This is a genomic window from Caballeronia sp. LZ032 (assembly GCF_031451315.1).
GTDB lineage: Bacteria > Pseudomonadota > Gammaproteobacteria > Burkholderiales > Burkholderiaceae > Caballeronia.
In genome coordinates, this window is record NZ_JARUXP010000001.1 from 664510 (window position 1) to 677912 (window position 13403).

General features: G+C 64.0%; 10 protein-coding genes. 7 read left to right on the top strand and 3 right to left on the bottom strand.

Annotated features, from left to right (window positions below):
- Nucleotides 1-68: 68 nt before the first annotated feature.
- Nucleotides 69-2234: a methionine--tRNA ligase gene (gene metG / locus QCE69_RS03095; RefSeq protein WP_309929418.1), complete on the bottom strand. Its 2166-nt coding sequence runs from the start codon at nucleotides 2232-2234 to the stop codon at nucleotides 69-71.
- 220 nt (nucleotides 2235-2454) lie between these two features.
- On the opposite strand from metG, the gene QCE69_RS03100 reads away from it, so the two are divergent.
- Nucleotides 2455-2634, top strand: coding sequence for a type II toxin-antitoxin system HicA family toxin (locus tag QCE69_RS03100; protein ID WP_309929419.1), 180 nt, complete (start codon nucleotides 2455-2457; stop codon nucleotides 2632-2634).
- Between the two features lie 35 nt (nucleotides 2635-2669).
- The gene (locus QCE69_RS03105) at nucleotides 2670-3089 is read left to right on the top strand and encodes a type II toxin-antitoxin system HicB family antitoxin (RefSeq protein WP_309929422.1); all 420 of its coding nucleotides are present in this window, start codon (nucleotides 2670-2672) and stop codon (nucleotides 3087-3089) included.
- Between the two features lie 235 nt (nucleotides 3090-3324).
- On the opposite strand, the gene QCE69_RS03110 is transcribed toward QCE69_RS03105, so the two are convergent.
- Nucleotides 3325-3981 (bottom strand): OmpA family protein, encoded by a 657-nt coding sequence (locus QCE69_RS03110; protein ID WP_309914358.1) that lies wholly within the window; start codon nucleotides 3979-3981, stop codon nucleotides 3325-3327.
- A gap of 263 nt (nucleotides 3982-4244) precedes the next feature.
- On the opposite strand from QCE69_RS03110, the gene apbC reads away from it, so the two are divergent.
- From apbC to QCE69_RS03130, 4 genes are all read left to right on the top strand, one after another.
- A complete protein-coding gene (gene apbC / locus QCE69_RS03115; RefSeq protein ID WP_309929423.1) occupies nucleotides 4245-5333 on the top strand; it encodes an iron-sulfur cluster carrier protein ApbC in 1089 nt (362 codons plus the stop codon).
- A gap of 118 nt (nucleotides 5334-5451) precedes the next feature.
- Entirely contained in the window at nucleotides 5452-5985 is a 534-nt protein-coding gene (locus QCE69_RS03120) for a superoxide dismutase family protein (RefSeq protein ID WP_309929424.1), read from the top strand.
- Nucleotides 5986-6153: 168 nt separating this feature from the next.
- On the top strand, nucleotides 6154-6723 hold the full coding sequence (dcd, locus tag QCE69_RS03125; RefSeq protein ID WP_309914366.1) for a dCTP deaminase: 570 nt from the start codon (nucleotides 6154-6156) through the stop codon (nucleotides 6721-6723).
- 105 nt (nucleotides 6724-6828) lie between these two features.
- Nucleotides 6829-9114: an arginine/lysine/ornithine decarboxylase gene (locus QCE69_RS03130; protein WP_309914367.1), complete on the top strand. Its 2286-nt coding sequence runs from the start codon at nucleotides 6829-6831 to the stop codon at nucleotides 9112-9114.
- 88 nt (nucleotides 9115-9202) lie between these two features.
- Here the strand turns inward: QCE69_RS03130 and QCE69_RS03135 are convergent, their stop codons facing one another.
- Complete coding sequence (locus tag QCE69_RS03135) at nucleotides 9203-10339, bottom strand: winged helix-turn-helix domain-containing protein (protein ID WP_309929425.1); 1137 nt, start codon at nucleotides 10337-10339, stop codon at nucleotides 9203-9205.
- Nucleotides 10340-10734: 395 nt separating this feature from the next.
- Here QCE69_RS03135 and QCE69_RS03140 point away from each other — a divergent pair, with 395 nt between their 5' ends.
- The gene (locus QCE69_RS03140) at nucleotides 10735-13335 is read left to right on the top strand and encodes a glycosyl hydrolase family 18 protein (RefSeq protein WP_309929426.1); all 2601 of its coding nucleotides are present in this window, start codon (nucleotides 10735-10737) and stop codon (nucleotides 13333-13335) included.
- Nucleotides 13336-13403: the final 68 nt, after the last annotated feature.

Here is a 13403-nt window from a genome sequence, read left to right on the forward strand (position 1 = left end):
TGGCTGGAAGAAAGAAGGGCACGCGATTCGCGTGCCCTTTGTCTTTGCAGCGATGCCTTGCGGCGCGCTTACTTCACGCGCATGCCGGGCTTCGCGCCGCTGTGCGGCTCGAGGATGTAGAGGCCCGGCTCCGCCTTCTCGTTAGCCGCCGACGCCGCCAGCACCATCCCTTCGGACAGGCCGAACTTCATCTTGCGCGGCGCGAGATTGGCGACCATGACCGTGAGCTTGCCGATCAGATCCTGCGGCTGATACGCCGACTTGATGCCGGAGAACACGTTGCGCGTCTTCTCCTCGCCGATGTCGAGCGTGAGTTGCAGCAGCTTGTCGGAGCCTTCCACCGCCTTGCAGTCGACGATCTTCGCGATGCGCAGGTCGATCTTCGCGAAATCGTCGATGGAGATGATGCCGCTCTCGTCCGTCTGGGCCGTCTGGTCCTGCTTCGGCTTGGCGTCCTTCTTGGCGGTCGATGCCGGTGCGGCCGCCGCTGTGGCCGCTTCCGCGCCCGGCTGCAGCGATTCGCGGTTGGCCGCGAGCAAGGCCTCGATCTGCTTCGGATCGACGCGCGTGGTCAGGTGCTTGTACGCGTTGATCGGATTCGCCGACGACAGCGGCCGCGCCGCGTCCGTCCACACCAGCGGCGCGATGCCGAGGAACGCTTCCACGGCCTCGATGAGCTTCGGCAACACCGGCTTCAGCGCCAGCGACAGCAGGCGGAACGCTTCGAGACTCACGCTGCAGGTTTCATGCAGCGCGACGCTGTTGGCCGGGTCCTTTGCCTGATCCCAGGGCTTCGCGGTATCGACGTAGGCGTTGACGGCGTCAGCCAGTTCCATGGTCGTGCGCAGCGCGCGGCCATATTCGCGGGCTTCGTAGAACCCGGCGATCTGCGGAATGGCCGCACGCAACTGGCCGAGCAGCGGATGGTTCATCGCGCTGTCCTGCACGCGGCCTTCGAAGCGCTTGATCAGGAAGCCGGCTGCCCGGCTCGCGATGTTCACGTACTTGCCGACCAGATCGCTGTTCACGCGCGCCTGGAAGTCCTCCAGGTTCAGGTCGATGTCTTCCATCGTGCTGTTCAGCTTCGCCGCGAAGTAGTAGCGCAGCCACTCGGGGTTGATGCCCGTGTCGATCACGCTCTGCGCCGTGATGAAGGTGCCGCGCGACTTCGACATCTTGGCGCCGTCGACGGTCAGGAAGCCGTGCGCGAACACGTTCGTGGGCGTGCGATGGCCGGAGAATTCGAGCATGGCCGGCCAGAACAGCGTGTGGAAATACAGGATGTCCTTGCCGATGAAGTGATACTGCTCGGTCGTGGAGCCGGGCTTCACCCAGTCGTCGAACGCGAGGCCGAGACGGTCCGCAAGATTCCTGAAGCTCGCGTAATAGCCGACCGGCGCGTCCACCCACACGTAGAAGTACTTGCCCGGCGCGCCCGGAATTTCGAAGCCGAAGTAGGGCGAGTCGCGCGAGATGTCCCAGTCGGCGAGCTTGGCCTCGCCCTTGTCGCCGAGCCATTCGCGCATCTTGTTGGTCGCTTCCGGCTGCGCGAGCCCGCTGACCCAGCCGCGCAGGAACGATTCGCAGCGCGGGTCGGACAGGCGGAAGAAGTAATGGGTCGAGGTCTTGCGGACCGGCGTGGCGCCCGAGACGACCGAATACGGATTGATGAGCTCGGTGGGCTGGTAGGTCGAACCGCACACTTCGCAGTTGTCGCCGTACTGGTCCTTGGCGCCGCACTTCGGGCACTGGCCCTTGATGAAGCGGTCCGGCAGGAACATTTCCTTGACCGGATCGTAGGCCTGCTCGATGTCGCGTGCTTCGATCAGGCCGGCCTGTTGCAGCGCGGCGTAGATCGAATTGCAGAGCGTGCGGTTTTCCTCGGCGTCGGTGGAGTAGTAGTTGTCGAAGGAGATGCCGAAGCTGTCGAAATCGCGCTTGTGTTCCTTCCACACGCGCTCGATCAGCTGTTTCGGCGTGATGCCTTCCTTCTCGGCGCGCAGCATGATGGGCGTGCCGTGGGTGTCGTCGGCGCCGACGTAATAGACCTCATGGCCATGCATGCGCAGCGTGCGAACCCAGATGTCCGTCTGAATGTACTCGACCATATGGCCGATGTGGATCTGACCGTTCGCGTAAGGGAGCGCGGACGTGACGAGGACCTGGCGGCGGCCGCTATCGGGCGTTGAAGCGGCGGGCGCGGCGGCGGCGGTGGCTGGAATCGGTGCTGACATGGAGGCGCGGCCTGGAGGAAGTGCAAGGATTATCAAATCGGCGAAAGATCGATTCTAGCAGGGCGATGATGGGCAGACGCCTCATGCCTCGCAAGCCTTGATTTGATGCTTTCCAGCATCGACAAAGTACATCAAAAAAGTTGCATTTTTCGCTTAGCGAGGGATAACATTCGTGTTGTATCTTCAGCGCTCCGATTGAACACGTTGGAGATCGAAGTGTATGAAGTACAGTGAGTTCAGGAGGTGGCTGCGCGAGCAAGGGGTAGAAATCAAGCCGGGAAAAGGCAGCCATTTTCGCTTGACCCTCAACGGCAGGATCAGCTCCTTCCCCGATCACGGCAGCAAGGAAATCGGAACGGGGCTGGTTCAGCAGATCAAGAAACAACTTGGATTGAAATAAGCGGGGTTGCCATGTTCTTCGGAGAATCCACCATCATGCTGTCTTATCCAGTCAATCTGGAACTCGACACCAACAACACTTATCTGGTCACGTTTCCGGATATTCCAGAGGCGGTTTCAGTCGGTGACGACGAGGACGAGGCCCTCTTGAACGCACTGGACGCGCTCGAAACGGTAATCGAGGCTTACTTCGACGAAAAACGCGAAGTGCCCATGCCATCCAAGGCAGGAAAGGGCCAGCCAGTCGTATCCTTGTCGGCGCTCGTCGTCTCGAAGGTGCTCTTGCAGAACGAAATGCTTCGCCAGGGCGTTCGCAAGGCCGAACTCGCGCGTCGGCTCAACGTCCACATGCCGCAAGTGGACCGCCTGCTGAACCCGCGTCATTCGTCGAAGCTGGAGACCATCGAAGCGGCGTTCCTGTCGCTCGGCAAGCGTCTCAAAATCTCGGTGGCGTGATCAGTCCGGTGCGTTCACAAACCGTACGCACAAAAAAAACCGGGGTCCAATTGGGCCCCGGAGCAACAACGACAAGAGGAGAATGGCAGGCGATGGCGTGGCCATCCACCTACCGTAAAGACAGACATGCGCCGCGCGTTCAAGTTTCAAATTTTTTTCAGACGCTTGCGCATTCGTGCCGCAACCCTCGCCGCAACGCCCTCGGCGCGGCGAATTCTCCTTTCAGATCAACCAATTACTGTACCTGTCCCGGCTGTGCCGTTGCGCGCAGATAAATCTCCACGCGACGATTCTGGGCACGGCCGGCTTCCGTCGAGTTGTCGGCGATCGGCTGGTTCTGGCCCATGCCCTGCGACGACAAACGTTGCGCCGCCACGCCGTGCGTCGCGATGTACGACGCGACACTCTGCGCGCGATTCTGCGACAGCGTCTGGTTGTAGGCCGGCTGGCCGGTGTTGTCCGTATGGCCGATGACGTTGGCCACCAGTTCCGGATGCTGCTGCAGCGTCTGCGTGACCGAGTTCAGCACCGGATCGAACGAAGGCTTGATGGCATAGCTGTTCGTATCGAACGAGATCGAATTCGGAATGTTCACCTTCAGCGAACCGTCCTGCTGCTCGGTCACCTGCGTGCCCGTGCCCTTCGAGTCGCCGGAAATCTTGTTGCGGATGGCCTGCCAGTTGTAGCCGACGATGCCGCCCGCCGCCGCGCCGGCGCCCGCGCCGATCGCCGCGCCCTTGCCGCCGCCGAAGATCGCGCCGATCGCCGCGCCGGTCGCGGCGCCCGCGCCGGTGCCGACTGCCGTGTTGGTGCCCTGCTGCGTCTGGCAGCCGGCAAGGATGGAGCCCGCGATGGCGAGCACGGACAGGCGAGTCATCAACTTCGTATTCATCTTTGATCTCCTTTGAATCGACAAGCATTCGGCGGCAGGCGCCGACAGTGCGGGAGGGTCTTCAAACGGGCCTCCGGACGAGCCTCTACAATAACGAGGAAGCTGTCCGAGCGTCCCGTACGATGCGTCCCCGGAAACAATTGCTGCGGGATAGTGCAGCGCACGCGAGCCACGCGCAACGGCTCATAACAATTACTTTCAATTTCGTCAGTTTGTTGCAATGCGCCGCAAGCGGAGAGCAACAAGCGTTCCATGGAGTCCCAATGAGCATTGATCGCGCGCAGATCGACACCGCACTCGCCACACTGACCGATCCGATTACCCATCGCAAGTTCGTCGATACGAAAAGTTTTCGCAGCGTGTCCGTCGAAGGCTCGACGGTCGCGGTGAGCGTGGTGCTCGGCTATCCGGCGAAGTCGCAGTTCGACACCATCCGCGAGCAGGTGGCGGGCGCGCTGCGGCAGATTGCCGGCGTGTCGGACGTGAAGGTGGACGTTTCGTCGCAGGTAGTGGCGCATACCGTGCAGCGCGGTGTGAAACTGCTGCCGGGCGTCAAGAACATCATTGCAGTGGCATCGGGCAAGGGCGGCGTCGGCAAGAGCACGACGGCTGCGAACCTCGCGCTGGCGCTCGCAGCGGAAGGCGCATCGGTCGGCATGCTGGACGCCGACATCTACGGTCCCTCGCTGCCCATGATGCTCGGCATCACGGGCCGCCCGGAGTCGCCCGACAACCAGACGATGAACCCGCTGATCGGCCACGGCATCCAGGCGAACTCCATCGGCTTTCTGATCGAGCAGGACAACCCGATGGTCTGGCGCGGTCCGATGGTCACGTCCGCGCTCGAACAATTGCTGCGGCAGACCAACTGGCAGGACCTGGATTATCTGGTCATCGACATGCCGCCCGGAACCGGCGACATCCAGCTGACGCTCGCGCAGAAGGTGCCGGTGACGGGCGCGGTGATCGTCACGACGCCGCAGGACATCGCGTTGCTGGACGCCAAGAAGGGCTTGAAGATGTTCGAGAAAGTCGGCATTCCGATTCTCGGTATCGTCGAGAACATGAGCACGCACATCTGTTCGAACTGCGGCCATGAAGAGCACATCTTCGGCGCGGGCGGCGGCGAGCGCATGGCGAAGGAATACGGCGTCGAGATCCTGGGGCAGCTGCCGCTCGATATCGCCATCCGCGAACGCACCGACGCCGGGCAGCCGACTGTCGTGTCGCAGCCGGAGAGCCGCATTGCGGAGACGTATCGCGCGATTGCACGGCGCGTCGCGATCGCGGTGGCCGACCGGCAGCGCGACATGAGCTCGAAGTTCCCGAGCATCGTGGTGCAGAACACCTGAGCGGAGCGCAGCAACGGATCACCGCGAGCCTTGTGCGGTGCGGCTCGCGGTATCATGTCGCCTTCGATGCGCGGCAGCGTGGATGCACAGGGCGTCAGCGGGCCGCCGAGAGGATCGCATGAGAATCAGATTCGACGGGAAGGCGCTCCACGCCTTGATCGCGACGGCCGCGTGCAGCTTCATGCTGAGCGGCTGCGGCCTCATCTTCCAGAACCACGAAAAACGCGCGGACGCGGTGCTCCAGCCGACGCCCGGCAATGCCGCGCGCGGCACCATCACGCTGATCGAGCGCGCCGACGGCGTGCAAGTCTCCTACAGCCTCACCGACATGCCGCCCAACAGCGACCACGCGCTGACCGTGCATGAGCGCGGCGACTGCATCGCCGTCAACGACCAGGACACCAGCCCGGTATTCGCGCTGCCCTCGGAGCGCAGGCGCGCGTCGAGCCGTCTCGAGGGAGAACTCGGCAACATTCACGCGGATGCGAACGGCGCGGCAACCGGTTTCATCGTGGCGACGGACGTCTCGCTCGACGGCGTGCGCTCGGTCATTTCCCGCGCCATCATGCTGCACCGCGAGGCCATGGACCCGTACGCGAGCGCGCCGCACAACGTGGGACCGGCGCTCGCCTGCGGCGTGATTCGCCGCTAGGCGCGCGCCTCGCGCGGTGTCTCGGGCGCCGCGCCCCGATCGCGTAAAATACGCGCTTTCGTCTGGCGGGTGCGGCAGGGGCAGGACAGGCCGCCGCGCGCCAGGCTTCGTTTGACAGCAGGCGGCGGTCGCCAGACCGGAGCCGTTCACCGTTGAGTAGCGTCCCCTATGAGCATCAAGTCCGACAAGTGGATTCGCCGCATGGCCGAAGAGCACAAGATGATCGAGCCGTTCGTGCCCGATCAGGTGCGGGTCTCCGAGGACGGCCGCAAGATCGTGAGCTACGGCACGTCGAGCTACGGCTACGACATCCGCGTCGCCGACGAATTCAAGATCTTCACCAACATCAATTCGACCATCGTCGACCCGAAGGCCTTCGACGAAAAATCGTTCGTGGACTTCAAGGGCGATGTCTGCATCATCCCGCCGAATTCGTTCGCGCTGGCCCGCACGGTGGAATATTTCCGCATTCCGCGCTCGTGCCTGACCGTGTGCCTCGGCAAGTCCACCTACGCGCGTTGCGGCATCATCGTGAACGTGACGCCGTTCGAGCCGGAATGGGAAGGCTATGTGACGCTCGAATTCTCGAATACGACACCTTTGCCTGCCAAAATCTACGCGAACGAAGGTGTCGCGCAGGTCCTGTTCTTCGAGAGCGACGAAATGTGCGAGACCTCGTACGCGGATCGCGGCGGGAAATATCAAGGGCAGCACGGCGTGACGCTGCCGAAAACCTGATCATCGCCGCGCGTTTCGAGACGCACACGGCAGACGTTTGGTCGAAGACCGCTGGCTTCGGGATTGCTTCCCGGACAGCGGTCGTTCCATTTGGAGAATCGCCTCATGAAGTTTCGCTTTCCCGTCGTCATCATTGACGAAGACTTTCGCTCCGAGAACATCTCGGGTTCCGGCATCCGGGCGCTCGCCGAGGCGATCGAGAAGGAAGGCGTCGAAGTCCTCGGCCTGACGAGCTACGGCGACCTGGCCGCGTTCGCGCAGCAGTCGAGCCGCGCGTCGTGCTTCATCCTGTCCATCGACGACGACGAACTGCTGCCTTACGCCGACAACGTCGTCGTGGAAGGCGACACGCCCGAGCTGGCCTCGGCCATCGTCGCGCTGCGGGCGTTCATCGAGGCGGTGCGCCGCCGCAACGCCGACATCCCCATCTTCCTGTACGGCGAAACGCGCACCTCGCGCCATCTGCCGAACGACATCCTGCGCGAACTGCATGGCTTCATCCACATGTTCGAGGACACGCCGGAGTTCGTCGCGCGCCACGTGATCCGCGAGGCGAAGGTTTATCTCGATGCGCTGGCGCCGCCGTTCTTCAAGGAACTGGTGCAGTACGCGGACGAAGGCTCGTACTCGTGGCACTGTCCCGGGCACTCGGGCGGCGTCGCGTTCCTGAAGAATCCGCTGGGGCAGATGTTCCACCAGTTCTTCGGCGAGAACATGTTGCGCGCGGACGTCTGCAACGCGGTGGAGGAACTGGGCCAGCTGCTCGACCACACCGGCCCGGTCGCGGCCTCGGAGCGCAACGCGGCGCGCATCTTCGGCGCGGACCACCTGTTCTTCGTGACCAACGGCACGTCCACGTCGAACAAGATCGTCTGGCATGCGACGGTCGCGCCCGACGACATCGTGCTGGTGGACCGCAACTGCCACAAGTCGATCCTGCACGCCATCACGATGACCGGCGCGATTCCGGTGTTCCTCACGCCGACGCGCAATCACTTCGGCATCATCGGGCCCATTCCGCGCGACGAGTTCAAGCCGGAGAACATCCGCAAGAAGATCGAGGCAAATCCGTTCGCGCGCGAGGCGCTGGCGAAGAACCCGAAGATCAAGCCGCGCATCCTGACGATCACGCAGAGCACCTATGACGGCGTGATCTACAACGTCGAGATGATCAAGGACCTGCTCGGCGACATGCTCGACACGCTCCATTTCGACGAAGCCTGGCTGCCGCACGCCGAGTTCCACTCGTTCTACCAGGACATGCACGCGATCGGCGCGGGCCGTCCGCGCACCGGCGCGCTCGTGTTCGCGACCCACTCCACGCACAAGCTGCTCGCCGGCATCTCGCAGGCGTCGCAGATCCTCGTGCAGGACAGCGAGAACAGCACGTTCGACCGCCATCGTTTCAACGAGGCGTACCTGATGCACACGTCCACGTCGCCGCAATACGCGATCATCGCGTCCTGCGACGTGGCCGCCGCGATGATGGAAGCGCCCGGCGGCACGGCGCTGGTGGAAGAATCGATTGCGGAGGCGATCGACTTCCGCCGCGCGATGCGCAAGGTCGACGCCGAATACGGCGACGACTGGTTCTTCACCGTCTGGGGCCCCGAGGCGCTGACGGAAGAGGGCATCGGCGACCGCGAGGAGTGGATGCTCAAGCCGAACGACCGCTGGCACGGCTTCGGCGCGCTCGCCGAGAACTTCAACATGCTCGACCCCATCAAGGCGACGATCATCACGCCGGGGCTCGACGTGGACGGCGAATTCGGCGAGACCGGCATTCCGGCCGCGATCGTCACGAAGTATCTGGCCGAGCACGGCATCATCGTGGAGAAGACCGGGCTGTATTCGTTCTTCATCATGTTCACGATCGGCATCACCAAGGGCCGCTGGAACTCGATGGTCACCGAACTCCAGCAGTTCAAGGACGACTACGACAACAACCAGCCGCTGTGGCGCGTGCTGCCCGAGTTCGTCGCGCAGCATCCGTCGTATGAGCGCATCGGCCTGCGTGATTTGTGCGAGCAGATTCACAGCGTGTACCGCGCCAACAACATCGCGCGCCTCACCACCGAGATGTACCTGTCGAGCATGGAGCCGGCGATGAAGCCGTCCGAAGCGTTCGCCAAGCTCGCGCACCGCGAGATCGACCGGGTGCCCATCGACGAACTCGAAGGGCGCGTGACCTCCATCCTGCTGACGCCGTATCCGCCGGGCATTCCGCTGCTGATCCCGGGCGAGCGCTTCAACCGCACGATCGTCGATTACCTGCGCTTCGCGCGCGAGTTCAACGAGCGCTTCCCCGGTTTCCATACGGACATCCACGGGCTGGTCGGCGAGATGATCAACGGCCGGGTCGAATACTTCGTCGACTGCGTGCGCGGCTGATCCATAGCGCGTCGCAGGTCTGGCATCTGGCGCCCGCGCAGGCCCGACAGCCTGCGCGGGCTTTTTTTATGAGTGTCGCAGCGCCATGTCAGCTGCCCAGCCTGTGTGCGGAATAGGACGCGGGCATGTCGCTGACGCTGCGGCAGCCGGCCGCGTGCAGGTCCTTGATGACGTCGCACCAGGCGTCGTCCACGGCTTCGGTCATCGAGCCATGCGGTTTGATCGACAGTGACGCGGCCACGTCGCGAACGAAGACATCGTGCACGACCTGCCGGTCGCATCGCGTCAGGCTGACCGGGCGCAGGGCGCGTTGGTGCGCGGGTGTCGGATGGCTGTTGGAGAGCGTCAGCAGAACCGCCATGGCCAGTGTGGCCGACGCGGGTAATCCGGGCAGCCGCACGCCGGCCCGTCCCGACAACGACGGCGTACAGGATGTTTCGTCGCGCGCCATCCCGTGCGTCGCGGAGTGCGCTTCCGCTGCGGGCTCCATCGCGCAGAAGCGATAGCCGACGCCCGGCACGTGAACGATGCGATGAGCAAGACCCAGTGGTTCGAGCGAGCGTCGCAAGCGGGACACGAGACGCGTGAGCCGGTGCACGTCGATGTTCTCCTCGTTGCCCCAGATGCGCACGATCAACTCCTGACGCCGCAGCGTGACGTCGGGCTGCTCGACGAAGGCTTCCAGCAGTGCGCGTTCGAAGCCGGTGAGATGGCCGGTCGTGCCCGCGAACGTCACGGTCCCGAGCCGGGCGTGAATGACCGGCAGGCCGCCCGGTACGGACGGTGCGGCTTGCAATACGCGGTTCGCACCGGCATCGCGCCGCGCCGGGCGACATCTCTCCAGCAGCGCGCGCCATCCACGCAGTTGGTGCGCGGGCGGCTCGTCCATGCCTTCCGCACCGGGCAGGTCCTGCAGCTGCAAGCCCTCCGCATCGAAGCGATAGCCCATGCGCGGCATGGTCACGATGCGCTCGCACAGGCCCAAGGGCTTCAGCGCCTTGCGCACGCGATACACCAACTGCGTGAGATAGAGATCGTCCATGTAGGCGGCGCGCGGCCCCCAGATGGCATCCATCAGTTCCTCGCGTTCGCACACGCGTCCCTGCGCCGTCACCAGCAGCCGCAGGACTTCTTTTTCCTGACCCGATATGCGGGCGGCGACCTGACCGCTGCAGACGCGGTCGTGTTGCCAGTCGAATCGTGTGCTGCTCCTTGCGTTGTCCATCATGTCCTCGTGCGTTGAAGACGCTTACCGTAGCAACAGAGGCGGGTCGGAGACCATGGAAGAACTGACACGTTTGCGCACGAGGGACGGACATAGGAGGGACACACCCAAGGCGATGGCGCTGTCCTGGCGTTGAAGACCCGCATGCATTTCGACAGACGTGTCTTCAAGGCGTCGAGCAGGGCTTGACCAGGCGCGGTTGCAGTTCCCGAATGAAATCAGGCCGCCTGCACGGGCCTGTCGATGTGGACGACGGCGACGCGCGGCGGACATTGAGTCTTCCACACGTTTCCCATGTCATTGTTCGCCTGCATTCCTGAACATGGTCCTGTCACCCCGGGGCACGAAGCGCACCGGGCAGACGAACCTTTTCATACTGGATCAGGAGGAATGCAATGAGCAACACATGCAAGACAACGAACCACGCCGTATCGAACGAGGTCATGACGAACCGCAATGTCGAAGGCGGCCGCCCGAACAGCAAGCTCGTCTACAACGGCGATCCCGGCAACACCTATGGCGCGAAGGGCGCGACCGAAAAGAAGTACGGCATGAACGCCTACGATCCGAAAACGGAAACACAGGATTTCAGCTATACGTCCGGCCGCGTGGCGAAGCGCGTGTACAACCGCTACAAGTCGAACGACAAGAAGGTGTCCGGCTACTACACGGACTGGTCGCAGTACGACGGCCGCTACCTCGGCGATTTCGGCGACGCGGATTGCGGCCGCGGCATCGACCTGATGGCGCTCGATCCGTTCGCCTACGACAAGCTCATCATCGGCTTCCTGGGGATCGTCGGTGACAAGGGCGAGAACTGCGCGCCCATCCAGCAGGCCGCGCAGGACTTCGCGTGCAGCCCGAACGAAGCCACCTTCGTCGATGCATGGGGCGACGTGAGCTCGTATATCGACTGCGGTTTCTCGACGCCCGCCAGCGGCAGTTACACGGAGCTGTTCTATCAGAACAAGGCGCAGGGCGTGCTCGGCGGGCTGCGCAAGCTGCACGAGAAGAACCCGGATCTCGTGATGGCGCTCAGCATCGGCGGCTGGACCATGAGCGAGGCGTTCCACTGGGTCGCCGCCGACGCCGGCAAGCGCAAGACGTTCATCAGTAGCGTGCTGGACATCCTGTCGCGCTTCCCGATGTTCACCGAACTGGATCTCGACTGGGAATACCCGGGCGCGGAAGGCAACACGGGCAACACCTACGACGCCAGCGACGCGCCGAATTTCGCGACCCTCGTGAGCGAACTGAGCGCGGCGCTGAAGCAGGCCGGCCGCGAGGACGTGAAGATCAGCATCGCGGTGTCGGCGGACGTCGACAAGATGAAGGCCGCTCATCTGGACAAGATGCTGGAGGCCGGCGTCTACGGCTTCAATCTGATGACCTATGACTTCTTCGGCACGCCGTGGTCGGAGGGACTCGCGCATCACACGAACCTGCATCCGTTCAACGCCGACGGCTTCAGCATCGATGCCGCCGTCGATTATCTTGAACAGACCGTCGGCATTCCGCTCGAGCGGGTCGCGCTGGGCTACGCCGCCTACAGCCGCAGCGGGCGCAATGCGAACATCGCGAGCTTCTCACCGCTCCAGGGCAGCTACGATCCGGGCCAGGGCACGACCACCGGCAGCTTCGAGTCGGGCGTCACCGAGTGGTACGACCTGATCTACAACTATGTCGATCTCGAGAACCAGGCGGGCATCAACGGCTACAACGTCTACACCGACGAAATCGCCGATGCCGACTATCTCTACAGCCCGGACTCGCGGCTGTTCCTGTCCGTCGATACGCCTCGCACCGTGAAGGCCAAGGGCGAGTACGTGCGCGAGCGCGGGCTGGCCGGACTGTTCACGTGGACCATCGACCTGGATAACGGCCTGCTCGTCAATGCGGCGCGCGAGGGTCTCGGCAACGAGATCGAGGTGGAGCATGTCGACATGGAGCCGTTCTACTTCAAGGGCATCAACGTGACGGGCGAGAATCATCCGCCGGTCGCCGTCATCGACGGTCCGGCCACGGCCGCGGCGGGCGCGACCGTGACCTATACGGGCGCGCGTTCCAGCGATGCCGACGGCGACGCGCTCACGTTCCGCTGGTCGGCGCCGGGCCTGTCGTTCGATGGCGCGACCACGATGGAAGTGAGCGGCGCCGTGCCGGCGAACGCTGCGCCGAAGTACACGGTCAGCCTGACGGTCGACGACGGCCGAGGCGGCACGGATACCGCGAAGCTCGAACTCGACGTGCAGTCGGACAGCGATCATCCGCCAGTCGCGAAGCTGCTGGTGCAGCTCGATGCGGGTACGCCGTTCAAACTGTCGGGTGCGCAGTCGTCCGACCCTGACGGCGATGCGCTGACCTGCTTGTGGAACGCGCCCGGCCTGCCGTTCGACGGCTCCACGCAGGTGAGCGTCGCGGCGTCGATGCCGGCTGTCACCGAGGTGACCGACTATCTCGTGCAGCTTTCGGTGAGCGACGGCACGTCGAGCGCGAGCGAGACGGTGTGCCTCGAAGCGAAGCCGGTGTCCACGCCGGTCACTGCCGTGATCACCGGGACGACCAACGTCCAGGCGGGCGGACCGCTGGCCTTGTCGGGCGCGGCATCGACGGGTCCGGGTGTGCTGACCTATCTGTGGAGCGCACCGGGCTTGCCGTTCGACCAGTCGCGCGGCATGAGCGTGAACGTGACGGCGCCGGCGGTCAGCAGCACGACCGCGTATCCGGTCCAGCTCACGGTAACGGGCAACGGCGGCAGCGGTCCGGCTTCGACCGCCACGACGACCGTGACCGTCGCGCCGGCGGGCGACACAGGCACCTGGGTGCCGCAGGACTATCCGGGCGGTTCGACCGTGACGCACAACTACAAAGGCCAGGGGCTGCACACCTACGTGACGCAGTGGTGGGCCACGTCGTACGACGAGCCGGGCAATCCGGCCTGCACGGGCAAGACCGCGGCGGACGCCAAGCCGTGGATCGACAAGGGCGCGGTCTGACGCGCGGTCCGGCCGGGCGGGGCGGCTGACGCTGTCCCGGAGCGGCCGCGCGGCGGCGTCTTCAAGAG